Annotated in this window: 16 protein-coding genes; 12 read left to right on the forward strand and 4 right to left on the reverse strand. The window is 65.6% G+C overall.

Annotated features, from left to right (window positions below; translation table 11 throughout):
• Position 1 precedes the first annotated feature (1 nt).
• The 11 genes from EY713_RS07860 to EY713_RS07910 all read left to right on the forward strand — a co-directional run bounded on the left by EY713_RS07860 (position 2) and on the right by EY713_RS07910 (position 12606).
• The gene (locus EY713_RS07860; protein WP_131114302.1) at positions 2-901 is read left to right on the forward strand and encodes a DUF2163 domain-containing protein; all 900 of its coding nucleotides are present in this window, start codon (positions 2-4) and stop codon (positions 899-901) included.
• The gene (locus EY713_RS07865) at positions 901-1356 is read left to right on the forward strand and encodes an NlpC/P60 family protein (RefSeq protein WP_131114303.1); all 456 of its coding nucleotides are present in this window, start codon (positions 901-903) and stop codon (positions 1354-1356) included. Before EY713_RS07860 ends, EY713_RS07865 begins: the two co-directional genes overlap by 1 nt.
• Positions 1356-5276 carry a baseplate multidomain protein megatron gene (locus tag EY713_RS07870; RefSeq protein ID WP_131114304.1) on the forward strand — a complete coding sequence of 1307 codons (3921 nt, stop codon included), beginning with the start codon at positions 1356-1358 and terminating at the stop codon, positions 5274-5276. The genes EY713_RS07865 and EY713_RS07870 overlap by 1 nt, the downstream gene beginning before the upstream one ends.
• Positions 5273-6094, forward strand: coding sequence for a DUF2793 domain-containing protein (locus tag EY713_RS07875; protein WP_165491059.1), 822 nt, complete (start codon positions 5273-5275; stop codon positions 6092-6094). The genes EY713_RS07870 and EY713_RS07875 overlap by 4 nt, the downstream gene beginning before the upstream one ends.
• A 60-nt stretch (positions 6095-6154) precedes the next feature.
• Positions 6155-6769 carry a hypothetical protein gene (locus EY713_RS07880; RefSeq protein ID WP_131114306.1) on the forward strand — a complete coding sequence of 205 codons (615 nt, stop codon included), beginning with the start codon at positions 6155-6157 and terminating at the stop codon, positions 6767-6769.
• 138 nt (positions 6770-6907) lie between these two features.
• A complete protein-coding gene (locus EY713_RS07885) occupies positions 6908-8557 on the forward strand; it encodes an SGNH/GDSL hydrolase family protein (protein ID WP_131114307.1) in 1650 nt (549 codons plus the stop codon).
• A gap of 71 nt (positions 8558-8628) precedes the next feature.
• Entirely contained in the window at positions 8629-9165 is a 537-nt protein-coding gene (locus EY713_RS07890) for a lysozyme (RefSeq protein ID WP_131114308.1), read from the forward strand.
• A 51-nt stretch (positions 9166-9216) separates the two neighbouring features.
• Entirely contained in the window at positions 9217-9669 is a 453-nt protein-coding gene (locus tag EY713_RS07895; RefSeq protein ID WP_131114309.1) for a hypothetical protein, read from the forward strand.
• A complete protein-coding gene (locus EY713_RS07900) occupies positions 9669-10103 on the forward strand; it encodes a hypothetical protein (RefSeq protein WP_131114310.1) in 435 nt (144 codons plus the stop codon). Before EY713_RS07895 ends, EY713_RS07900 begins: the two co-directional genes overlap by 1 nt.
• A gap of 33 nt (positions 10104-10136) precedes the next feature.
• Positions 10137-10733 carry a hypothetical protein gene (locus tag EY713_RS07905; protein WP_131114311.1) on the forward strand — a complete coding sequence of 199 codons (597 nt, stop codon included), beginning with the start codon at positions 10137-10139 and terminating at the stop codon, positions 10731-10733.
• A gap of 136 nt (positions 10734-10869) precedes the next feature.
• Positions 10870-12606: a glucan ABC transporter ATP-binding protein/ permease gene (locus EY713_RS07910; RefSeq protein WP_131114312.1), complete on the forward strand. Its 1737-nt coding sequence runs from the start codon at positions 10870-10872 to the stop codon at positions 12604-12606.
• 10 nt (positions 12607-12616) lie between these two features.
• On the opposite strand, the gene EY713_RS07915 is transcribed toward EY713_RS07910, so the two are convergent.
• The 4 genes from EY713_RS07915 to ettA form a co-directional block, all read right to left on the reverse strand.
• Positions 12617-17524, reverse strand: a complete 4908-nt coding sequence (locus EY713_RS07915) for an AAA domain-containing protein (RefSeq protein WP_131114313.1) — start codon at positions 17522-17524, stop codon at positions 12617-12619.
• Positions 17525-17615: 91 nt separating this feature from the next.
• A complete protein-coding gene (gene hrpB / locus EY713_RS07920; protein WP_245572937.1) occupies positions 17616-20093 on the reverse strand; it encodes an ATP-dependent helicase HrpB in 2478 nt (825 codons plus the stop codon).
• A 34-nt stretch (positions 20094-20127) separates the two neighbouring features.
• Positions 20128-20760, reverse strand: a complete 633-nt coding sequence (locus tag EY713_RS07925; RefSeq protein ID WP_165491060.1) for a glutathione S-transferase family protein — start codon at positions 20758-20760, stop codon at positions 20128-20130.
• A 147-nt stretch (positions 20761-20907) separates the two neighbouring features.
• Positions 20908-22563: an energy-dependent translational throttle protein EttA gene (ettA, locus tag EY713_RS07930; RefSeq protein ID WP_131114316.1), complete on the reverse strand. Its 1656-nt coding sequence runs from the start codon at positions 22561-22563 to the stop codon at positions 20908-20910.
• A gap of 296 nt (positions 22564-22859) precedes the next feature.
• Between ettA and EY713_RS07935 the strand changes: the two genes are divergently transcribed.
• Entirely contained in the window at positions 22860-24932 is a 2073-nt protein-coding gene (locus EY713_RS07935; RefSeq protein ID WP_165491061.1) for a P-loop NTPase fold protein, read from the forward strand.
• Positions 24933-24936 lie beyond the last annotated feature (4 nt).

Below are 24936 nucleotides of genomic sequence, written 5' to 3' on the forward strand. Positions count from 1 at the left end.
CATGAAGATTGTTCCTCCGGCGCTGGCGGCCCATCTTGCCACCGGCGCGACGCCGCTCGCCTATTGCTGGCGGCTGACGCGGCGCGATGGCGTGGTGCTGGGCTTTACCGAGCATGATCGCGACCTCGTCTATGCGGGCACGACCTTCTCGGCCGCGTCCGGCTTCACGGCCTCGCAGATCCAGCAATCGCTCGACCTGTCGATCGACAATCTCAACGCGGCGGGTGCGCTATCCTCGGCCGACCTGACCGAGACCGACATTCTGGCCGGGCGCTACGACGACGCCGATGTCGAACTGTTCTGGGTCAATTGGGCCGACCCGAGCCAGGGCCTGACGATCGCGGTCGGCAACCTCGGCGAGGTAACGCGCGCCGGCATCGCCTTTTCGGCCGAGTTCCGCTCCATCGCCAACCGGCTGAACCAGAAGATCGGCACCACCTGCGAACGGTTCTGCTCGGCGCGCCTCGGCGATACCCGTTGCGGCATCGATCTTGGTGCGAGCGCCTTTCACGGCACCGCGACGGCCGCGACGGCGGGGCAGATCACCGAAGTGACCGTCATTGGGCTCGCAGCCTTCGCGACCGACTGGTTCACGTTCGGCACGCTGTCGTTCACGACCGGCGCCAACACAGGCCTGCTGCTCGACGTGAAGGCGCATCTGCGCACCTCCGGCATCGACATCCTGCAGCTGTGGACGCCGACGCCCTTCGCGGTCGCGATCGGCGATATCGCGACCGTCACGGCCGGGTGCCGCAAGACGCTGTCGGTCTGCCGAACCAAATTCGGCAACATCACCAACTTCCGGGGCTATCCCTATATTCCGGGCTCGGATGTCATCACCCGCTACGCCGTCCAGGGCGCGCTCAACGCGTCCGGCGGCTCACTCTTCGCAGGCTCGTGATGCTGACCCGATCCGACATCGTCGCGGCGGCGCGTCGCTACATAGGCACGCCCTATCATCATCAAGGCGCGCTCGCCGGGGCAGGGTGCGATTGCCTCGGCCTCGTGCGCGGCATCTGGCGCGACCTCTATGGCGCGGAGCCGGAGCAGCCGCCGGTCTATACGCCCGATTGGGGCGAGGTCGGCGGCGATGAGCATATCCTGGCGGCGGCGGGGCGGCACATGCTGGCCCGGCCGGTGAGCGAGGCCGAGCCCGGCGACGTGCTGGTGTTCCGGCTGCGGCGCGGCGCCATCGCCAAACATATCGCGGTTCTCTCGGCCGCCTCGCAACCCGACGGCAGCGGCGGCCGCATCATCCACGCGCAATCGAACGATCAGGTCCGCGAGGTGGTGCTGACGCCGTGGTGGCGCCGCCATGCCGTCGCGGCCTTTATGTTCCCCGGAGCACAAGCCTGATGGCGACCCTGGTTCTTCGCGCCGCCGGCGCCGCTGTCGGCACCGCCCTCGGTGGCCCGGTCGGCGGCCTCATCGGTGGGGCGCTCGGCGCCGTGAGCGGCGCGGTGGTCGATTCGCTGCTCATCAACGCCCTGACGCCGCGCCGCTCCAACCCGCAACTCTCCTCGCTCGCGGTCACCAATTCGGCCGAGAACACCACGCTGCATAAGCTGTGGGGCCGCATGCGCCTCGGTGGCAATGTCATCTGGTGCACGCAATTCAGCGTCGGCTACAGCCATGTCGCGGCCGCGTCCGGCAAGGGCAGCCTGCTCACCCCCAAGACCAAGGTGACGCATAACAGCCTGTCGTTCGCGGTGGCGTTTTGCGAGGGCGGCGACAATGTCTCGCTCGGCCGGGTCTGGGCCGACGGCAACCTGCTCGACATGAGCAGATATCCGCACCGCTTCTATAACGGCTCCGAGAGCCAGGAACCCGACAGCCTGATCGAGAGCGTCGAGGGCGCCGGCCGCGTGCCGGCCTATCGCGGCACCTGCTATCTCGTCTTCGACACGATGGTGCTCGACGACTTCGGCAACCGCATGCCGCAGATCACGGCCGAGATCATCCGGCGCCCCGACGTGATCGACGGCGACGACGTGGTCAGCCAGTTGAAAGCCGTATGCCTGCTGCCGGGCGCCGGCGAATTCGTGCTCGGCACGCTCGAGTATCAATCCTCCGACGGCTTCGGCACTTGGTATCCCGAGAACCAGCATCAGAAGACCGGCCTGCCGGATTTCTACGGCTCGATGGACGAGCTCGCGGCCGCGCTGCCGGGCCGCCAGGCCATCAGCCTCGTCGTGTCGTGGTTTGGCACGGATTTGCGCGCCGGCACCTGCCAGATCGTGCCGAAAGTCGAGACGCGGCAGAAGACCGTCAAGCCGGCCGATTGGACCGTCGCGACCTATACCCGCGCAACCGCGCCGCTGGTCAGCCAGATCGACACCGCGGCCTTCGACCCGAACGGCACCGGGCTCGGCACCTCGCCGGCCTTTGGCGGCACGCCATCCGACGACACCGTCACGCAAGCCATCCGCTACATGAACCAGGAGGGCATCCGCGTGATGTTCTACCCGTTCATCATGCTGGACGTGCCGCCCGGCAACGGCCTGCCCGATCCGCATGGCGGGGCCGAGCAGGCGGCCTTTCCCTGGCGCGGCCGCATCACGTGCTTTCCCGGGCCGGGGCAGGCGGGCTCGGCCGACAAGACCAGCGCGGCCGCGACGCAAGTCGCCGCCTTCTTCGCGCAATACACGCCGATGGTGCTGCATTACGCCAGCCTCACGGTGGCGGCCGGCGGGGTCGACGCCTTCGTGATCGGCTCCGAACTCGTCGGCTTGACGCAGGTGCGGGCCTGGGACGGCAGCTATCCGGCCGTGGCGGCTTTGAAAGCGCTCGCAGGTCAGGTCAAGGCGATCGTCGGCGCAGCCTGCCGGGTCGGCTATGCGGCGGATTGGTCGGAATATCACTCCCACCGCCCGGCCGATGGCTCGGGCGATGTGATCTTCAACATGGACCCGCTGTGGTCCGATCCCGCCATCGACTTCATCGGCATCGACAATTACCTGCCGATCAGCGATTGGCGCGACGGATCGGCGAACCTCGACGCTTCGACCAATGGCGGGCTCGATGGCGGCCCGACCACGATCTACGACAAGGCCTATCTCGGCCGCAACGTCGAGGGCGGCGAGGATTACGATTGGTATTATGCCAGCCCGGCCGACCGGGTGGCGCAGCGCCGCTCGCCGATCACCGATGGCGCTTATGGCGAACCGTGGGTGTTCCGGCAGAAGGATATCCGCGCCTGGTGGTCGATCGCCCATCACGACCGTCCGGGCGGTGTGCGGGCCGCCGCGAGCACGGCCTGTGCGCCGCAGGGCAAGCCGATCTGGTTCACCGAATTCGGCTGCCCGGCGATCGACAAAGGCAGCAACCAGCCGAATGTCTTCTACGATCCCAAATCGTCGGAGAGCGACCTGCCGTATTTTTCGCTCGGCTCGAAGGATGATGCGATCCAGCGCGCCTATCTCGAGGTGACGCTGAGCTACTGGCGCGATCATGCGCCGATCTCGATCCTATATGGCCGGCCCATGGTCGAGGCCGCCAATATGTTCGCCTGGGCCTGGGACGCGCGGCCCTATCCGGACTTTCCGGGCCTCACCGGCGTCTGGCACGACACGCCGAATTACGAACTCGGCCATTGGCTGACCGGGCGGCTCGAAGCCGTGCCGCTCAAATGGATCATCGCCGAACTCTGCGCCGCCGTCGGCGTCACCGCCTTCGACCTCAGCGCCTCGACCCTGGTGCCGGGCTATGCGACCGACGCGCTGGCGAGCCCGCGCGACATTCTCGCCGGGCTGATGGACGCCTTCCAGTTCGATGCCTGCGAGAGCGGCGGGGTGGTGCAGTTCTTCGCGCGCGGCAACGTGCAGCCGGTGGCGCTGACCGAGGCCGATCTCGTGGTCGATGGTGACACCGACCCCGGTTATCATCTGGTGCGGACGCCCGAGACCGATCTGCCCGGCGCGGTGCGGATCAGCTTCGTCGACCCGTTCCGCAATTATGCCACCGGCGCGGTCGAGGCGCGCAAGCCGAATGGCACCAGCCAGACTGTCGCGACGGTCTCGACCGCGGCAGCACTCGACCAGACCTATGCGGCCGAGGTCGCCATGACGATCCTGCAGCAGACCTGGTCGGCGCGCGAAACCGCCTCGATCAAGCTGCCGCCGAGCGCCGTGGCGATCGACCCCGGTGACGCCGTGACGCTGACGATCGACGGCGTGACGCTGCCGTTCCGGGTCAAGCAGGTCGAGACCTCGACCTATCGCAGCGTGGAATTGATCGGCTTCGACCCCTCCTTGCTGAAGGTGGCGCTGTCGCCAGACTATGCGCTCGGCGGCGCGACGCCGGGCGCCTTCGGGCCGCCGATCGTCGAGATCATGGACCTGCCGCTGGTGACCGGGCAGGAGGATCAGCCCTGGGCGCCGCGCATCGCCGCTTTCGCCTCGCCCTGGAGCGGGACGGATATCTACCGGCAGAACGGGGCCGGGGGGTTCGACATCGTCACCACGGTCGACACGCCGTCGGTCATGGGCGTGCTGACCGGGCCGCTTTATGCCGGACCGGTCGACCGCTGGGATCGCGGCAACACGCTATCGGTGCGGTTCTTCTCGGCGGCCGGCCTGCTGTCCTTGACCGACACGCAGGTGCTGGCCGGGGGCGGCGCGCTGGCGGTCAAGAATGATGCGACCGGACAATGGGAGGTGGTGCAATATGCGGTCGCCACGCTCACCGGGGTCAACAGCTACAACCTGACCCGGCTGCTGCGCGGCCAACTCGGCACCGAGGCCGCGATGGCGGCGGTGGGCGATCCTCCGATCCCGGCCGGGGCACGGGTCGTGGTGCTGGATCAGAACAGGTTCGAAGTGCTGACCACCAGCCTCGACAATCGCGCCATGGCGCAGACCTTACGCTACGGCCCGAGCAGCGGCACCGTCGCCGACACCACCTTCACGACCATCACGGTGCAGCCGCAGGGGATCGGGCTGCGACCCTGGTCGGTCAGCCAGATCGCGGCCGTGCGGCAGCCGTCCGGCGACGTCGTCGTGACCTGGGTCCGGCGCACCCGCTTCGGCGGCGATAGCTGGGACCCCGACGTGGTGCCGCTGAACGAGGACAGCGAGAGCTACGATCTCGCGATCCTCGCAACCGACGGCAGCGTCATCCGCAGCGTCACGACGCTCGGCGCGCCGACCTGGACCTATGCGGCCGCCGACCAGGTGGCCGACCTTGGCGCGGCGCCGCCCGCCCTCACGATCTGCATCGCCCAACGCAGCGCCCTCTTCGGGCCGGGCCAAACCGCAACCCGACGGGTGACCTTGTGAGCCAGACCCCCAACCTGCATCTGCCGTTTCTCGACGCCAACCAGAACCAGAAGACCGTGACGCATAATGCCGCCCTGAGCATTCTTGATGCTTTGGTCCAATGCGCGATCCGCAGCGCCACCTTCACGGCCCCGCCCGCCGCGCCCGGCGATGGGCAATGCTGGATCGTCGCCAGCGGCGGCACCGGCCTGTGGGCCGGCCACGACCTCAATGTTGCGGCCTGGCAGGACGGCGCCTGGGCCTTCTACCCGCCCGGCCCCGGCACCCTGGCCTATAATGTGGCGACGTCGGTGCCGCTGATCTGGACCGGGGCCGCCTGGGTGCCGCTCGGCAGCGCGCTCGGGCCGCTGCAACTCGCCTCCCTCGGCATCGGCACCGCGCCCGATGCCGGCAACCCGCTGTCGGCGACGCTGAACAACATCCTGCTGAACGCGCTCGGCACCGGATCGAGCGGCAGCGGCGATCTCCGCGTCAAGCTCAACAAGCAGGCGGCCGGCAACACCGCCTCCTTCCTGTTCCAGGACGGTTTCTCGGGCCGGGCCGAGATCGGCCTGACTGGCGACGACGACTTCCACTTCAAGGTCTCGGCCGACGGCTCGACCTTCCGCGACGGGCTCAAGATCACGGCCGCGACCGGCGCCCTGACGCCGATCGCCTATGCGGTCGCGGCGCTGCCGGCCGGCACCCTCGGTGCCATGATCTTCGTCACCAACGCCCGCAAGATCGGCGAGGCGGCCGGCGCCGGCACCGGCACCATGGCGGTCTTCTCGGGCGGAGCATGGCGCCGCCTGTCCGACGACAGCGCCGTCGCGGCCTGATCCGGCGGCACACCACATCCGCCGAGGCTTCCGTCCCGATCCACCATTTTGAGGTTCTTCATGCGATTGTCTCTTTGCCGCGTCAGCCTCGTGCTGACCCTTGTGGCTGCATGGTCGAGTGTCCCCGCCTATGCCGATTCAATGCCGTTCCAACTCACACCGACATGGCAGAAGATCGCCACGGCGGGCCAGACGGTCGATGTGCAGAACACCAGCGGAGTGGCGGTTCTCGTCTCGACCTCGAGTGGGAGCGCGGTGCCGGCTCTGGCCGTCGGGCAAGTCCTCCTGGCCAATCAGCATCGGCTTTATGTCCTCGCGGCCGATCTCTACGCGCTAAGCTCCGCCGCGACGGGCGGGACCATCATCGTGACGCCCGGCTTGGCGAGCGCGGGCGGCACCGTCGCTCAGGGCGCGGCCGGAGGAACGGCTTGGCCGACCGCCGATTCACAAAACGCCGCCTTCTCCGATTTTACCGCTTTGACGATTGGCGGCCCGGCCGTTGCGGTCGGTCGCTCCGTCGAGGTTATTGCCACGGTGGCCGGGAACGTCACGTTTTCGTTTCTCAACGGCAAGACCAAGATGGTGCCGGTTGCGATCGGCTACCAAGCGTTCGCCTACGCGGTCACGGGTGTCGCGGCCTCGACCGCTACCGCCACGATCAACAATCTCTATTGAGCACCGCAGACCAGCGGCCACGCCGCCTTCCATTCTCTCTCATCATCGCTGGAGCATTTCATGTGGCGTCCTCTTCGCTTGACGACGCGACTGCTCGCGTCTGTGTCCCGACGGCTCCCGCGCACGATTCTCAAGCCAGTGCGAACCAGGCCCGTCGAGCGAGGACGGCTCGCGCTGGTCGGCCTCGGCACGGCGGCGCTCGCGATCGGGTATCGGCAGGGCGCATCGGCCGTTCCAAGCAGCCAAACACTGGCGGCCCCGCGTCCCTATTCGGACGGGCCATGGGCACGCGACCTGGTCACCCTGAAGGGTGATGGCAGTGACGAAAGTGTGGCCATCAAGGCCGCGCATGATGCCGCCTTCGCGCTTGGAGCCCGAACCTTGCACTTCGGGCCAGGCACCTACAACGCACCAAGCGCAGCTAATCTCGGCAATATCATTTTCATTGGGGAAGGGACGCTGACAGGCGCCTACCGCAAGCAGATCATCCCGGCCGGCGCGCCGAATCCGCCAACCTTTGAGCGCGGCATCCGCCCGGCCTCGCATTTGCCGACATTCATCGCAGCCGCGAACCCCGTGGTCCTGATCCTCGGCGACAGCATCACGACGCCGTCCGATCAGATCGACGCATCGAGCTACATCTCGCGCCGGATCCTCGCCAAGCTGAAACGCGAGTATCCGAATAAGACGATCACCTTCCTCGAGCGCGGCATTCCGACCACGGGATGGTCACACCTCGCATCGGCGTCGTCGATCGCAACACTCGGCCTTTCGCCCGCCCAGACCGTCAACTTTTGCCCCTGGATGACCGACAGCTCGAAGACGTGGATGAGCTACGTCCAGGCGGCGGCGCCGGATCTGATCATCTTCCACTTCGGGGCCAATACCGGCACGCCGAGCGCGGAGGTCGTGGCGATGGTTGCGGCCATGACCCAGATCGAAGCCTTCGCCAAAGTGCCGGATCGCATCCTCATCACGCCGATGGTGCCGACCCTGCAGAACGCCACCTACAATCCGGCTGCCCAACAGGAGGCGCGCGATCAGCAGGCCGCCATCCAGCGCGGCTACGCATTGCGCCGGAACTTCGGCCTGATCGACAACAACCGCCATTTCAACATGGCGCGCGATGGCCGGGACATCCTGGCGCAAAACTTTAAGCAGGTGGCGACCAACTTCGCGGCCAACACGTCCTGGACCTACACGGCCTGGTCGCACGATTATTACCTGCGGTTCCAGCTATCGGCGGCGCAGCTCGGCTATCTCACGGCGACGCCGATCTCGCTCATCCTCGGCATCGGTTCGTGGGCCGACAACAACATCGAGGTCTCGCGCACGGCGGGCGGCAATTTCGCGGTGCTGGTGCGGACCACCGCTTCGACGATCGCGGTGCCGATGTTCGATACCGGCATCCCGATCCCGGCCTCGGTCACCGGCTATTTCGAACTCTCAATCAAGGGCACCTTCGTGACGCTGGCCTATAGCGCGACAACGGTCAGCCAGGGCAATTTCCAGACGATCCTCTATCAGGGTCATGTCGAGCGGTTCGGCGGCGTCTTTGCGCCTCGCGTGGCTTACTCGAACTCGATCACCACCTCGATTTTCGTCAACTCGCTGGCGCTGTCCGAGTGGCCGCTGGTCATGCCGACCCTCACGGATGCCGAGATGTATGGCATCGGGGCCGGCTCCTACGGCTCGACCTATGGCGGTAACCTGATCAACCACCCGTCCTCGATCGGGTGCGAGCGCATCTACGGTCCGATGCTGGCCCGTGAGTCTTTCGCGACCTGATCGTCGCCTCACGACCGAAACGAACCGCAGCCGCCCTCGAGGCGGCTTTTTGCTGCCCGAAAGGATCTCCTATGACGCTGAGCACAAGCGCGGCCGGCCGCGCGACATTGATGGCGCGGGAAGGATGCCGGCTCACGGCGTATCGCGACAGCGTCGGTGTCCTCACGATTGGGGTTGGGCACACGGGCCGCGCCACGCTGCCCCGCGTCACCGCTGGCATGATGATCTCGCAAACCGAGGCGGAGACGATTTTCGCCTCCGATCTTGCTCCATTCGAGGCGGCCGTCAAAAAAGCGATCACGCGGGCCGCGACGCAGAACCAGTTCGACGCGATGGTGAGCCTCGCGTTCAACATCGGCTCGGCTGGCTTTCGTGGATCGAGCGTCGTGCGCCGGTTCAATGCCGGCGACCTCGGCGCGGCCGCCGATGCCTTTCTGCTCTGGAACAAGGCGGGCGGACGAGTGGTTGCGGGCCTCGCCAAGCGACGGGCGGCCGAGCGCGCGCAGTTCCTGATAGGCGATCCGATCCAATATGACGCGGCGTGCCCTCCCGCGTCGCTGCTCAAGCGGCTCTGGCTGGTGTTCCTGACGCTTCGCAAGACGCGGTGACCATCATCTGCATAGCGCTCCCCGCGCGCTTTCATTCCGAAAGGCTGATCAATGTTGTTCCTTCTCGATCTCGTGTTTCCGTTCGCGCTTCTGACCGCTTGGGCCATCGCCTGGTTCGCGGTCATCCACCCGTGGTTGCTCGCCTATCGTTGGACGGCCGGACTAACGGCCGAGATCGATGCTCGCGAATATTCAGCTTTGACGTGGATCCTGCTCCGCCTCAAGGGCTTGCGAACGGCTCTCATGTTGTTCGTGGCATCCTTAATCGGCGGCTTCTGGGACCTAATCCAAACCGTCCTCGGCGTCGATCCGAGCGCGCTTTCGCCGTTTCAGGACACGCTGCTGTGGAAAGCCGTGCTGCAGGACGACATCGCGATCAAAGCCGCGGGTCTGGCCGCCTTTGCGTCCGCGCTTCTGGTTCTGCATGGGAAACTGAAGGACGTCAGGACGGTTCCGCGCAACGATCCCGCCCCATCCGGCGCGATCTCTACCGAGGCGCGGTAATGCTGGCGTCCCTTCTGAGTTGGATTTCCGGCGGGCTTTTGACGTCGGTTCTTCAACCGGTCTTCGCGTGGCTCGGCAAGAGGCAGGACGTGACACTCGAGGGATTCAAGGCCGCTGCCGGCGAGGATGCGACGGCCTACACCGCATGGCTCGATTTTGAGAAGACGGTCTATACGGCAAGGCTCGCTGCCGCGTCATGGTGGGGACCGAAGCTCCTCTGCATGTTGGTTGGCGTCCCAGCCTGCCTGCATGTCGGGATGATCTTCCTCGATAGCACCTTCACGTTCGGCATGGGCCATTATGGCTCGCTGGGCATAGCCAAGCTGCCGCCGGATTATTTCGATTGCGAAAAGATCGTGGTCGATTTCGTCTTTGGCGTCTCGATCGTTGGACCGATGGCGTCCAGCGTATCCTCTTGGCTGCATCGAGCTTGACCTTCAGTCCGCGTGTCTCGGAGACCATTAATCATGACCGACAGCCTGAAGCAGCCCCATAGCGCCGAGGGCCAGATCACCGAGTTGCGGACCCGTGTGCTTGGCGTCGAGAACGGGATGCTGCGTATCGAGAGCATGGTGGCCGGCCTCGGTGCCAAATTCGACGCCAAATCGCAGACCCCATGGGCCGTCATCTGGAGCGCGGCGGGGGTCGTCTTCGCCATGCTGCTCGGCGTCGGGTCACTCGCCTATGCGCCGATCTCGAAGGATCAGGAGCGCGTGTCGTCTCACCTCGAGCGGTTGGCCGAAACGGCCGTCACTGACCGTGATCTCGACAAGCGGCTGGATATCTCCGGCGCGCGGCGGGACGATTGGCAGCGGGGCGCCGAGAAAGCCGTCGAGGCAAATCGCCAGCACATCGACAAATTGGAGAATGAGGTCGTGCCACGAGGCGAGCACGAAGAGCATTGGCGCGCCGTGGACCGGCAGTTCGCCGACGTTCAAAGACAGGTCGACGAACAAAAGAAGTTTCAGTCGGATCTCTACTCCGCTCGCGACATCATTCGGGATCTCAACGAACGAACCAAGACCCTAGAATTGCAAGCGCTTCGGACTGCCCCGACCCACTGAGGTCTTGGCAGCCATGGGCAAGCCCGGCCTGCCCAGTGAGGCCGGGCTCTTTCCCGTTTTTGCGTTTTCGGCTGGAAGCGGGCAATCAACGACCGGCGCGTCAAAGCAGCCGAGGCCTATGTCTTCCCGAAGATCGATGTCATCCATCCTGCTCTATCTGCGCGCACTGGCGGTGCTGCGCGGGGATGCGCCGATCGCGATCGTGCTGGTCATCGCCAACATCGCGCTCGCGGGCGCACAATTCGCCGAACCTGTTCTGTTCGGGCGCATCATCGACCGGCTGACGCGGCCGGATGCTCAACATCGCCCGGCAACCTGGGCCGACGTGACACCGCTCGGGCTCGCTTGGGCCGGCTTCGGCCTCTTCGTCATCGCTTGTTCGGTCGTGGTCGCGCTGCATGCCGATCGCTTGTCGCACCGCAACCGTCTTGGCGTGATGGCGCGTTTCTTCGACCATGTTCTGCATCTGCCACTGAGTTTTCATTCCGCAGTTCATTCGGGACGCTTGCTGAAGGTCATGCTGGAAGGGGCCAACGGCATGGCGGGGCTGTGGCTGTCGTTCTTCCGCGACCATTGTGCGGCTCTCGTTGCGCTGGTGGTGTTGATGCCGCTGTCGCTCGTGATCAATTGGCGATTAGGAAGCCTTCTTATTGGACTCGTGGCGGTGTTCGGCGTCCTGACCGCGCTGGTCCTTCGACGAACCGAGGGCCTGCAGGGCCGTGTGGAGCGATATCAAACCGACTTCGCCGAACGCGCCGCCGACGCTCTCGGCAATATCCCGGTCATCCAGAGCTTTGCCCGGATCGAATCCGAAACGTCGGCGATGCGGGCCCTCATCGATCGGTTGCTCCAGGCGCAGATGCCTGTTTTGTCCTGGTGGGCGTTTGCGGCGGTCGCGACGCGTGCCTCGGCGACGCTGACGATCCTGTCGATCTTCGCGCTTGGATTATCGCTGCATTTCTCTGGGCTCGCGACTGTCGGCGAGATCGTCGCCTTCATGAGCTTCGCCACCATGATGATCGCCCGGCTCGATCAGGTGGTGGCCTTCTTCAACGCACTCCTGATGCAGACACCGAAATTGCGCGACTTCTTCGGCGTGCTCGATACCGAGCCGGTCGTGACGGACCGACTTGGCGCACGCGACCCTGGCCGGCTCGCGGGCGAGGTCGTTTTCGACCATGTCGGGTTTACCTATGACGGCAAGCGCGACGCCGTCGCGGATCTATCCTTCACGGTGGCGCGGGGTGAAACCATTGCGCTCGTCGGGGCGACGGGATCGGGCAAATCCACCACGCTTGGATTACTCCATCGCGTTTTCGATCCAGGGGCCGGGCGGATCACGATCGATGGCATCGATCTTCGCGACATGACGCTCGCGGGTCTGCGCCGCAACATCGGCGTGGTGTTTCAAGAGCCGATGTTGTTTGCTCGCTCGATCGACGAGAATATTCGGATCGGCAAACCGGACGCGACGGTTGCAGAGGTCGAGATGGCTCTCGACAAGGCGCAGGCGGCGGATTTCGTCAGCCATCAGCCCGGTGGGCTTCAAACGATCATCGGCGAACGCGGTCGATCACTTTCGGGCGGCGAGCGCCAACGACTGTCGATCGCGCGGGCGTTGGTCAAAGATCCGCCGATCCTGATCTTCGACGAGGCGACGAGCGCGCTCGATCCTGCGACGGAACGGAAGGTCCAAATCGCGCTCCAGGCCGCCACGGCCGAACGCACCACCTTCATCATCGCGCATCGCTTGGCCACAATCCGCAACGCCGATCGCATTCTCATGTTCGAGGCGGGGCGGATCGTCGAAACCGGCCGCTATGAGGATCTCGTGGCACGCGGGGGCGCCTTCGCCAAGCTTGCGGCAGCCTGACGATACACAGTCACTCGGCGGCGCCGATGTGCGATGCCGCTTCGATTCGCTCCACCATCGCCTTGCGGATCGCGCCATCAAGCATGAGTTCGATTTCGTCGTCCTCCTCGCGCCCGGCCAAGGTGCGGCCGAGCGGCGAGTCGATGAAGATCAATCCCCGTCCGACGTCCTCCGGCCCGTCTGTCAGCAACAAAGAGCGCGGTTTCTTGTCATCGGCGAAGGTGAGCACGATACGGTCGTTCAGCCCTGCGGTGCGCTGCAACGCACTGTTTGTCAGCACGTCGTTTTCGGGTTGAGCAAGCGGTAATTCGGCCTGAACGGAAGGATCTGCGGCCGTGGCGGGGACGGTCGCGATGCGCCGTTCCACGAAGGCGGTTTGGAAAGCACGCTCCTGCCCAACGGGCCTCGGTTCGATGCCATAGCGCGCCAGGGCAGCCGTGAGATCTGCCAGCGTGCCGTCTGGATCGGCATAGAAGCTCGAGGCGAAGCAACGCCAGAAACGCCAGCCCACCCGCTCTAAAATACGCTGCCGGCGCATATCCTCGCGCCAGCGCTCGGGTCCGTGAAAGCTGTCGCCGTCGCATTCCACGGCGAGCCGCCGGCCACCCTCGCCCTCGACCACCATATCGATCCGGAACCCCAGCGCACCGACCTGCGGCTCCACATGATAACCGAGGCCCAACAGGCGGCTCATGACATCGCGCTCGAATCCCGACTCGCATCGGTCGAGCGGGTCGCCGATGTGCCGAGCCGCGCCGAGTGGCATCGGGTCATCGAAATGCGCCAGGAGCCGTGCTTTCAGGTCAGCCGGATTGAGATCCGCCCGTTCGACCGAGTGCACCAGCACGACCCTGTCCCGCGCGCGCGACATCGCGACGTTGAACCGCTGCTCGTAGCGGCGCATCGTGAGTGCCGTGCGATGGGTCCGGTCCGCCACCATCGACAGAAACATGATGTCGCGTTCGTTGCCCTGGAACGTGGCGCTGTCGCCGCAGAGGATCGCGTGCCGCTGCATCAACTCGGCTCCGAGGCGATCCGACAACAGGCTCCTGACGAGATCGGCCTGATCGCCGCCGATCAGCGAGATCATACCGATCGTTCGTCGCTCCATGCCCTTGGTTGCGGTTAAGGCGACGATCTCGTCGACGATCACGTCGGCTTCCGCGCGATTGATCTTCCGGGATTTCTCGCGCGTGCCATGCGGGACATAAATTGCGATCAGCGGCGGATCGAGCCGCTCGGTCGCGGCGGGTATCCGCAGCGGCAGCAGCGTTTCGGGATAGAACTGCATCGAGAAGCGGATGATCGGCTCGACGCAGCGGAAATGTTCCTTCAGCATCAATCGCTCGTTCGGAAACACCGCCTGCATCAGCGTGTAGAGGCTTTCGCCAGGCTCCAGCAGGCTCTGGAACGGCAAGCCGCGCAGATAGCGTTGGCGCAATTGGTCGATTCGCCCCTGCGAGACGAATGGCGCCATTGGGCTCACCTGTCGGTCGTCGCCGACCACGAGGATCTTCTTGCCCCGTAGAATAGCCGGCAGCTCGGTCACGTCCGACTGCGAGGCTTCGTCGAGGATCACGAGATCGAAGGCCGCAAGATCGGATGGAATCTGCTCGGCGACCCGCCAGGTCGGCATGATCCAGCACGGAACGGCATTGTAGCAACGCCGCATGGCGTCCTGTGCGGCCCGACGCTGCCGCCCGGCGCCCTTACCGGTGCCTTTCCCGAGCCGCCCGAGCGCGCGAACGAATTCCACGAGAGCGGATTTCACCGAAGGCGAGAGCCGCCGCTCCAGCGTGTAGAAGGTGCGCTCGCGGACGAGCTCCACGAACAAGCGGGCGCAATTGCGTTCATGTTCGGCGCGCTGGTTGGCGAGCGACATGAGCTGAGCGCGCGCATCGATCCGCGCCAGATGAGCGTCGGCGGCCGCAAAGTCCCACGTCTCGCGCCATGCCATGGAGATCAGCGGGTCCGCGTCCGCTCGAGCGGGTTCGTCGCGAAGACGGGCTGCCCATAATGGCGCACCAGCCTCCATGATACCGGTCGTCACGCGGTTGATGGTGACGAAATCGCTGGCTCGTTCGTGGAGATGGGTCAGGCGCGCCAGAAGCGACCTCCAGGCCGGCCCGATCCGGGTGGCATCGACCGACTCGCGGCCGAGCACATCGGCGAAGAAGCGCCTTGCCATGACGGTGGTTCGCTCCTCGCCCTCGTCGAAGAGCGCCGCGATGCGGACAGTGGTCGATCGTATCGTTTCGAGGCGGACGGCCTCGATGGCTTGGCGAAGCTGGGCCGCAAGCGCTCGCGCCTGCGCCGGGTCGGCCGCGATCGCGTCGAAGGCGGGAGCTGTCGACGGCAGGCCAGGCAGGTCACGGAAGGCATCGCGGGCCTGCCTCAGGTGTTGCATCGCTCGTGCTGCAGTCGGCAGTGTCGCGCCGTCGCTGGGTCCGGCGCCGACGTCGGCCGCAAAGGCGCGCCATCGCGCGTCGAGGTCGCGTGCGTGCAGCGCAAGCTCGATCCTCGCCTCCACAAGTCGCCACCCTGCTTCGTCGTCCTCCTTGATGGGCGATCCCCGCAGCCGGATTGAGGCGATGAGCGCCTTGGCTTGCGCCTTTCCGATCGAGAACATCGACCACAGACGATCACCGCGGACCACACGGGCGATCGCGGCGCGTGCCTCTGCATCGTCGAGAAGCCCGGGCGGCAGGTCGACCGCGTGGGTTGCAATTCTGGCTCGCGCCGCATCGCAATCGAGCCAGTCGGCGCAGAGTTTCGCGAAGAGGTCGAACCACGGGCCGGACGCACCGACCCCGCGTCCGAGCAGAAAAGGATGCAGCCAATGATCGAGCGGCAGCGCCTCGCGCGAGCGCGCCAAGCCGTCGAGGGCGTCCGCGAGATGTTCGGCCGAGGCGATGTCGCTCATCCCGAGCCGCATCCCGCGCGCCGGTCCTTGCGCGGCTGTCTCGGCAAGTTCGCCGCCGCGCAGCAGCATGGCGTGCCAGCCCGCCACCTCGTCGGCGTTCGGGAGGTCGGCGGGCGAGGGTAGCACGGCGCTGCGGTGGTCGATCAGGTCCGCGACCCGCCGCCGCGCGCCTGAGAGGTCGCGAAGGTCTGCATCCTGGAGGACCGTTTCGCTCGCATAGGCGATCGGCCGATCCATGAACCAGGCGTATGCCTCGCGCTCACTCGCGATCCTCCGCGCCAGATCGGCTGGCGTTTCCTGCCGAGGGCCGATCCGCAACGCCTGTACCGAGGCGATCCGATCGAGGTCGACATCGATTGCGGCGATTCGCTGGCGGAGCTTGACGATTTCGCTTTCGGCCATGGCGATGGCGCGGCGGCGCACATCCGGTCGACTTTCCTCGACGATCGATTGGATTTCGCGGATCGCGCCTTCGACCTGTTGCAGCCCTTGGCGTTCGTTCGCCAGAATGGCGATCGCGAGGGGTCGCACCTTATCGGGCAATTGATCGCGGAGGACCGAGAGCGCCGCTTCTCCGCGTGACACGACCAGAACGCGCTGACCGGTCGCCATGGCGTGGCAGATCAGATTGGCGATCGTATGCGTCTTGCCCGTGCCGGGCGGTCCTTGCACCACGAGCCCGTCGGAGGCCGCGAGGCGGCGAACGATCTCGATCTGGTCGTCGTTGAACGGCTTCGGAAAAAAAACTTCCGTGGCGATGCCGACCGGCTCGTCGGCGGTTTCGGGCAGCGGGCTGTCGCCCAAGATTCCGCTCAGCGGCGCCCAGTCGTCGCTTGTCGTAGCGGATGGCTCGGTGACGATCCGGGTCGACACGCCCTCGATTGACTGCTCAGGATCGCGCGCCACGACGCGGAGGCGGTCGATATCGGCCAAAACCACATGGTTGGTGCGAGGCCGCGCGAACAGCACCCAGCCGGCCTCGATCGTCGGGGCTTGACCCGCCGGACCGATGGCTTGATCCTCGTCGGCCAGATAGACGCCGTCGGCATGGAGGCGAGCCGCCGCCGCGATCAGCAAGGGCTCGAAAGTCTCCCGCCGGAACGGCGACATCCCTTCGTCGGCCGCGACGCGCGCGATCTCGCGGCGGACCACTTCGTCGAGTTGGGCAAGGTTCGGGCAGCCGAGATCCTCATAGGGCTTGAGATCGACCGTAGCGTCGCCCGTGGTCGGCCGAACGCGTAGCAAGCCGCTCGCCGCATCGTCGAGCTCGAGATCGACCCGCCGCTCGATGAAAGGGCGCTCGACGCGGCGACCGGCATGATGCCAGTGAACGGTGCCAATCCCCCACACGATTTCGATCGCAGCCTCGCTGCCGCTCACCTCCATCTGCTGCAGGAGTTTATAAAGCCGCTCATAGAGCACGATTGTTCGGCGCCGCGGCTTTTCGGCTTCCGACCACGACGTCCAGACGGTCGCGATCCATCGCTCGATCTCGGCTTCAGTAGCTTGCAGATCGTCGAGCTTCAGAACGAACAAATAGCTCGGCTCGGGCTGATGTCCGTCGTCTTCTTGCGGCTTGGGGTCGGCCGGAAGAAAGGCGTCGGCGCAAGCGCCAGCCGCGACGCGAGCGAGTCGCCCGGCGTTGTCAACCGGAATACGCCGCTCGCGAACGACGAGGGGCGGCTTGTTCGGATCGTTCGAGACGATGATCCAACCCGAGAGATGGACTGGCGGCAGAGGGGGCTCAAGCCGCTGCAAGCGCTCGATTGCGAGCCAGATCGGCCCGTCGTCGTCGTGGCCGTCGTGGCGAACGCTGGGGAGCGCGCGCGTATCGGCCGAGCGGAAGCTGACCGGCTTGCCATCCGCGAGCTTGTATTCGCCGATGTCGAACGCCACCCGTTCATCGAGACGGACAACCTGCTCGACGTAATCCAGCAGGGCGACGAGCTTATCGCGTGTGCTCTTCACGGCATGGGGCGGCGTTGATTCCAGCATCGGCGCCGAAACAAGCGCGGAAACGCCCGCGACGCAAGCGAATGCGGTCGCGTCACGTTCTCATCCCGTGCCTTGAGCTTCGGCTTTCTGGTCAGCCGCGCGGCTTGACGCGTGTCGTCGGCGGCGCATGGGCCGGATCGTCCGGCCAGGGATGGCGGGGATAGCGACCTTTCATCTCGGCTTTGACCGCCGCCCACGAGCCGCGCCAGAAGCCCGGCAGATCCCTGGTGATCTGAATGGGCCGATGCGCCGGCGAGAGCAGGTGCAGCGTCAGTGGCATGCGGCCTCGCGCCAAAGCCGGATGCTCGGTCAGACCGAAGAGCTCCTGCACGCGGATCGCCAGGGCGGGGCCGCCTTCGGCATCGTAGTCGACCGCGACGCACGAGCCGGTCGGCGCCTCGAAATGCGTCGGCGCGTCGTGGTCCAGCCGTTGCTGTAGCAAATAAGGAAGAAGAGCCTGAAGCGCATGGCCGAGATCACTCGCCGTGACGGCCGCGAGGCTCGACTTGCCCAGGATGAAGGGGGCCAGCCACGTTGCCGCCGTTTCGGCCAGTGCCGCGTCCGACAGGTCGGGCCAGACGTCAGGATCCGGGTCGGCGCGGCGCAGAAACATGACACGGTCACGCCACTGCGTCAGTGACTTGGTCCAGGGTAGACGCGCGATGCCGAGTGTCGCGATCCCGATCGCCAGCGCTTCGGCCGACATGCTATCGGCGTCGACCGGCAGCGTGCGATCGGACAGCAGCAGTCCCTTGAACCGCGTGACGGCGCGCCGCGCCAGGGCTGCGCGAGCCGGATCGAAGCTGAGTTCGTCCCGCTTTTCCAGCGCATCCCCTGCCAGCGTCTCGATCTCCTCTAGTGTGAGGGGAGCCGCCAGCAGAATACGCGCGCCACCCGCGCGGCCCGCGAGTTCGCCCACCGCGAGCCAGGGCTCTCGCGCTAACCGGTCATGCGCGTCCAGCGCCGCCGCGCGCCCGTTCGCCATTAGGAACTCGCCGTCTCGACCGCGCGCCTTGGCGATCCGATCCGGGAAGGCCAGCGCCAGCACCATGCCGGGACTCGGCGGCTCGCCAGGGGAGCGCGGCAGCGCCGCCGCCTTCAGGGCGGCATCGGCCTGTTGTCTGAACGATCGCGAGAGCCCGCGCGCCGCTTCTGCCCGTGCCGAACGATCGCGGCGCCATCCATCCAGCCTGTCGGACACATCGGTGCCGCCGCCGCCGAGGGCATGTTCGACCAGGAGGGTTGCGACCTCGGCCCCGAGTGCGGCCGCGCCGCGCCGCGCCGCCTCGACGACCATCCGTGCGATCCGCGGCGGGGCCGCGAGTGCCGCCATGCCGCGTCCCCACGGCGTGATCCCGCCCTCCGGATCGATGGCGTCGAGCGCCCGCAGGAGTGTCCGAGCCTCGCGCAAGGCGGGGGCGGGCGGTGGGTCGAGCCATGCCAGTGCGAGCGGATCGCGGGCGCCCCATAAGGCGAGGTCGAGCAGCAACCCCGACAGATCGGCATTGCGGATCTCAGGCGTCGCAAAAGCCGTCAGCGCGCCAGTCGCGGCTTCTTCCCATAATCGATAGCAAACACCAGGCTCGGTGCGGCCGGCGCGACCGCGCCGCTGGTCCGCCCCCGCTCGCGACACCCGAATCGTCTCGAGCCGCGTCATGCCGAGATCGGGCTCGAAGCGCGGAGCCCGTGCCATGCCGCTATCGACCACGACCCGCACGCCCTCAATGGTCAGCGACGTCTCGGCGATCGAGGTCGCCAGCACGATTTTTCGGACCCCCGGCTTTGATGGTGCGATAGCGCGATCCTGGGCGGCGCGGTCCATCGTGCCGAAGAGGGGGGCGATGACGATCGAGCGATCGCGCAGGCGCTCGTCGAGCCGTTCGGCTACGCGGAGGATTTCGCCTTGGCCGGGTAGAAACGCCAGCACCGAGCCGGTCTCATCCCCGATGGCGCGGAGGATCGCCTTGGTAACGGCATCGTCGAGCCGCTCGGTTGGATCGCGTCCGAGGTAGGTCGTCGTGATCGGGAAAGCACGGCCCTGACTTTCGATGATCGGGGCATCACCGAGCAGGCTGGCGACACGGGCGCCGTCGAGCGTTGCCGACATGACAAGAATGCGCAGATCCTCGCGCAGACCCGCCTGTGCGTCGAGCGCTAGGGCCAGCCCGAGATCAGCATCCAGCGAGCGCTCGTGGTATTCGTCGAAAATAACGGCTGCGACGCCATCGAGGCCGGGGTCGTCGAGGATCATGCGGGTGAAGACGCCCTCGGTCACGACCTCAATCCGGGTACGAGCCGAAACCCGCGTGTCGAACCGCGCGCGCAAGCCGATCGTCTCGCCGACCCGCTCGCCGAGCGATTGGGCCATCCGCTCGGCCGCCGCCCGAGCGGCGAGGCGGCGCGGCTCCAGCAAAATCAGTTTTGCTGTGCTGGCCCAAGCGTCGTCCATCAACGCCAATGGAACGCGCGTTGTTTTGCCGGCCCCGGGTGGCGCGACCAGCACCGCCGCCGTGCCGGATGAGAGCGCCGCACGAAGCTCGGCTAAAACGGCCTCGATCGGAAGGGGCACGTTCACGCGTCCAGACCCGCCGTCGCGCGGCGCGTCAGCGGGCCGGCTGTTCGGGTTCAGCGGCCGCCATCGCGGTGCGATAGGCCGGCCGGTTGCTGATGCGGTTCACGTAGGCGCGAATGTTGGGGCGATCCGACAGGTCGAGCTGCTTGAAGCGCTGCATCGTCGTGAACGGGAACGCCATCATGATGTCGGCGGCGGTAAAATCGAAGCCCGCAAAATACGGCACCACGCCGAGACGGGCCTCGACGAAATCGAGCTGCGCCTGACTATCGGCATGAACGCGCGACACGATGGGGTTATTGTCGGCATCCGGCATGAGCAGATCGAGATACCACTCGCGCAACAATTGCGAGGCGAAGCTGCCTTCGGCGAAATGCAGCCAGAAGAGATAGTCGGCAAAGTTCGGCGCCTCCGGACCAACCGCCATGCGGCCGCCGCTGCGTCGCGTGATATAATCCACGATGGCCCCGGACTCGGCGAGCGTCACGTCGCCATCCCGGATGATCGGCGCTCGCCCCAGCGGATGCACGCTCTTCAAATGGTCGGGGGCTTGCAGGTTCGGTTGCCGGTCGAGGCGCTCGACGCGATAGGGGAGTTCGAGCTCCTCCATCAGCCAGATCACGCGCTCGGAACGGGATGTCGACAAGTGATAGATGGTGATCATCGATGAGCTCGCTTCAGGTCGCTGCAGAGGCGCCATGAGCGGCCGGGGTACAGCCGACTTAGCCGGTAGACAATAAAAAAGCGCCAACATGGTCGGCGCTTTTGCTTTGAATCCAGTCTGGAATCGTCGGTCACGCGCGAAAGCGCGTCAGCGCGAGAACTTCTTGTACTTCATGCGATGCGGAATGAGGCTGTCGACGCCAAGACGGCGCTTCTTGTCCTCTTCGTAGTCGGCGAAGTTGCCCTCGAACCACTCGACGTGGCTATCGCCTTCAAAGGCCAGCATGTGGGTCGCAATGCGGTCGAGGAAGAAGCGATCATGGCTGATGATCACGGCGCAGCCGGCATAATCAGTCAACGCGTCTTCCAGAGCCCGCAGGGTCTCGACATCGAGATCGTTGGTCGGCTCATCGAGCAGCAGTAGGTTCGCGCCCTTCTTGAGCATCTTGGCGAGATGGACGCGGTTGCGCTCACCGCCCGATAGCTGCCCGACCTTCTTCTGCTGGTCGGGCCCTTTGAAGTTGAAGGCGCCCGTATAGGCCCGCGAATTGATCTCGCGCTTGCCGAGATAGATGATCTCGTTGCCTTCAGAGATTTCCTCCCAGACGTTCTTCTTGCCGTCGAGGGCGTCACGCGATTGATCGACGTAACCGAGCTGCACGCTGTCGCCGACCGCGATCTCGCCCTTGTCGGGTTTTTCCTGGCCGGTGATCATCTTGAACAACGTGGTCTTGCCCGCGCCGTTCGGGCCAATCACGCCGACGATGCCGCCAGGCGGCAGCTTGAAGGTGAGATTGTCGATCAGAAGCTTGTCGCCAAATGCCTTTGACAGGCCCGTGAATTCGACGACGTTGTTGCCGAGCCGCTCACCCACTGGAATGACGATCTGGGTCGAGGACGGAATCCGGTCGGCCTGTTTGGTGACGAGATCTTCGTAACGTTGGATACGCGCCTTGGACTTGGCCTGACGGGCCTTGGGCGACGCGCCCATCCACTCGGCTTCCTGTTCGATCTGCCGTTGACGGGACGCATCCTCGCTCTTCTCCAACGACAGCCGCTTGGCCTTCTGCTTGAGGTAGGAGGTGTAATTGCCCTCATGCGGGATGCCCCGACCGCGATCGAGCTCGAGAATCCAGCCGGTCACATTGTCGAGGAAGTAGCGATCATGGGTCACGATCAAGATCGCGCCCTCGTAATTGCGAAGATGACCCTCCAGCCAGTTCACCGTTTCGGCGTCAAGATGGTTGGTCGGTTCGTCGAGGAGCAGCAGGTCGGGCTTTTCGAGCAGCAATTTGCAAAGCGCCACGCGGCGGCGTTCACCACCCGAGAGCTTGTCGACGGGCCAATCGTCGGGCGGACAGCCGAGCGCGTCCATGGCCTGTTCGACCTGACTATCGAGGTCCCACAGGTTCTGGGCTTCGATCTCGTCCTGCAGGCGGGTCATCTCATCCGCCGTCTCGTCCGAATAATTCATCGCGAGGTCGTTGTAGCGATCGAGGATCGACTGTTTGGCCGAGACGCCCAACATGACATTGCCGCGAACGTCGAGGCTGTCGTCGAGTTGCGGCTCCTGCGGCAAATAGCCGACGCGCGCGCCGTCGGCGACGAAGCCGTCACCCTGATATTCGGTGTCGATCCCGGCCATGATCTTGAGCAGCGTCGACTTACCCGACCCGTTGATGCCCAACACGCCGATTTTGGCGTCCGGATAGAAGGAGAGGTGGACGTTGTCCAAAACCTTCTTGCCGGTCGGGTAGGTCTTGGTCAGCCCCTGCATATGATAGATGAATTGATTGGAGGCCATACGTTGTGGTCCGCTCTTCTCGCATTCGCTCGAGCATGGGCGCCCGCCGCGAAACAATGCTCACGATTTCAAAATTCGATCACGTTCGTGGCGTTAGAAATCGATATCGATTCCTTGTCGTCCGATCGCATCGGTGGGGTGTACATCCAGATCAGTCAGAGGTAGCAGGCGGCGGAAACCCGCACAAGCAGACGCGCTCGGCGCGGCGCACCAGAATGCTCCATTTCGGAGCGAGACGACGCTCATCGCGGTTCGTCTGCGGCCGTGTCAATCAGGTTCAATCGAAGGAGCAGCATGTGAGTTCAGCCGATATTGCGGTGCGCGACCCCGGTTTTCCGATCCCAGCCGGCGTGAGCTCGTCGCTCGTCCGCCCGCCTGACGCAAGCCGAGCCATGACCCCGATCGCGCCCCTGTTTTCGGCCGATCTCGCGTCGGGTGAGGACGAACTCGGGCGCGGTGAGCAAGCCGTCTTCATGGCCGAACTTCTGGCGCATCAGCAGGTGGAGACGCCCTTTTGTGTCGGGGTGTTCGGATCGGCCGGCGCCGGCAAGAGCTTTTTCCTGAACCAAACGATCGCGGCCGTAAAACAGGCGAGCGATGGGGCGGCTCGCGTCCGCGCCGCAAGCCCGTTCCTGCCCGACATTCTCACGGTGCAGGTTGAGGCCTCGTACTCGACCGACGCGGGTGCCACGCTGATGGTGGCTGTCGCCGAGGCACTCGCGATCTCCTATCCGGCGTCGATGTCCGAGACCCTGCATGCGGGAGGCGATCCGGTGAAGGCCGCCCGCGATGCAAGCGATTCGCTCAACGATGCGCGCCGGCGGCTCGATGAGGAGCGACAAACACTGGATGGCCTGGTGGCCCGGCAAGCGCGCCTCGTCGAGACGGTTTTGTTCGAAGCCGCCGGATCCCGGGTCGACGCCTATGCGAGAGGCAACCGATCCCGCATCGAAGCTGCACTTCGCTCCTTCGGGTTCACCGGTGCGGATCCTGTCTTGACCTATAAGGATCTCGTTCGGGAGGCGAGCGAGGCCAGCGCCCCCCTGTCGCGGTTCGCGCTGGGTCTACGCGCCCTCTGGGCCTATCCGGGCCAGACACGACTGATCGTCTACGCGATCCTGTTCGGCCTCTTGGCCTGGGGCGCAACGGCCCTGCAGACCGATCAACAGGCATGGTTGACGTGGATCGCAGATTTTGGCGATCGCGCTGTGCCGACGGCGGACTGGTTGCGCGGGCATGTTCACTGGCTCGGGCCAATTCACACCGTTGCCTTGACGTTGGCGATCCTCGCGCTTGTCTGGAATGTGCTTCGCGCCGCGCGATTCCTGCAGCCGATCTTCAAGGGCGTGTCGCTGTTGCGATACGACCTCGAGGCGCGCCATCGCGACCTCAAGGGCCAACTCGCCCACCAAACCCGCCGGGTGGACGGGTTGGCGAGCGATGCCGAAGCCGCCTCCGTCCGTGCGGCCGCGTCTGAGCGACGCGCCAGCCAGCACATCTCCTCCGGCCTCCACGACGCATCGGCCTCCGCCCTGCTTCCGGCCGATGCCGCCCCTCGCGATTCGGCAGCGACTTTCTTTAGAAGCCTTGGCGCTCTGATGGCGCGCGGAACGGTCGGCGCCGCGGCCGGGATGAACGAGGAACTTGCTCCCGGAATTGCTCATCGGGACACAGGCGTGCCGCGCCGGATCGTCGTCGCGATCGACGGACTCGATCGTCTTGCGGCCGATGCAGCCGCAAGCTTCGTCACAACGGCGCGGCGCCTCCTCGGCCCTGGCTTCGTCATCATTCTGGCGGCAGATCGAGGTGTGCTGGCCAGCGGCTTCTCGGAGACGGATCCGGCCCGGTCGACAGCCGATCTTGGCCGAAGCGTCAATCTCTCCTACCACCTCGGCTTGCCTGATCGGGCGGATCTGCGGGCGACTTATGCGCGTCGTCTGATCGAGGGTGGATCGGCGGCGACGCCGAGCGTCGGCGATGCGATCGATCCGCGTCAGTCGGCTCTCGATGCCGCGTGGCGGCCGAAGGAAGCCGAGACTGTCGCTGCCCTTGCGTCGTTTGCCGGTGAAAATCCGCGTGCGATCAAGCAATTCGTCAACGTGTACCGGATTGCGCGTGCGGATCCGCAACTGCGTGATGCGCCGACGCCCGTCTTCACGGCTTTGGCACTGGCTCTCGCCCTCGACTCCTACGGCTTTCCGGAGGATCTGGCGGCTTTGGAGAGCGCGAGCCATGGCGAGATGCCCCGCGACTCCGCCGTGCTGCGGCAGGCTCTTGCGGCAGCGCGCGCCGCGTCCGGCGAGCCCGTCGAACTCGGCCAAGCTCAGCGTGGTCTCGAGGTTGCGCGGCACTACACGTCGCGGACCTGACGCC

This window comes from Lichenihabitans psoromatis (assembly GCF_004323635.1).
Classification (GTDB): domain Bacteria; phylum Pseudomonadota; class Alphaproteobacteria; order Rhizobiales; family Beijerinckiaceae; genus Lichenihabitans; species Lichenihabitans psoromatis.

Coding starts and splice junctions, on each gene's coding strand:
- EY713_RS07925 (WP_165491060.1), bottom strand. CDS start 20,760: ATGATCACCATCTATCACTTGTCGACATCCCGTTCCGAGCGCGTGATC.
- EY713_RS07895 (WP_131114309.1), top strand. CDS start 9,217: ATGTTGTTCCTTCTCGATCTCGTGTTTCCGTTCGCGCTTCTGACCGCT.
- EY713_RS07870 (WP_131114304.1), top strand. CDS start 1,356: ATGGCGACCCTGGTTCTTCGCGCCGCCGGCGCCGCTGTCGGCACCGCC.
- EY713_RS07880 (WP_131114306.1), top strand. CDS start 6,155: ATGCGATTGTCTCTTTGCCGCGTCAGCCTCGTGCTGACCCTTGTGGCT.
- EY713_RS07905 (WP_131114311.1), top strand. CDS start 10,137: ATGACCGACAGCCTGAAGCAGCCCCATAGCGCCGAGGGCCAGATCACC.
- EY713_RS07900 (WP_131114310.1), top strand. CDS start 9,669: ATGCTGGCGTCCCTTCTGAGTTGGATTTCCGGCGGGCTTTTGACGTCG.
- EY713_RS07915 (WP_131114313.1), bottom strand. CDS start 17,524: ATGCTGGAATCAACGCCGCCCCATGCCGTGAAGAGCACACGCGATAAG.
- EY713_RS07890 (WP_131114308.1), top strand. CDS start 8,629: ATGACGCTGAGCACAAGCGCGGCCGGCCGCGCGACATTGATGGCGCGG.
- EY713_RS07865 (WP_131114303.1), top strand. CDS start 901: ATGCTGACCCGATCCGACATCGTCGCGGCGGCGCGTCGCTACATAGGC.
- ettA (WP_131114316.1), bottom strand. CDS start 22,563: ATGGCCTCCAATCAATTCATCTATCATATGCAGGGGCTGACCAAGACC.
- EY713_RS07910 (WP_131114312.1), top strand. CDS start 10,870: ATGTCATCCATCCTGCTCTATCTGCGCGCACTGGCGGTGCTGCGCGGG.
- EY713_RS07860 (WP_131114302.1), top strand. CDS start 2: ATGAAGATTGTTCCTCCGGCGCTGGCGGCCCATCTTGCCACCGGCGCG.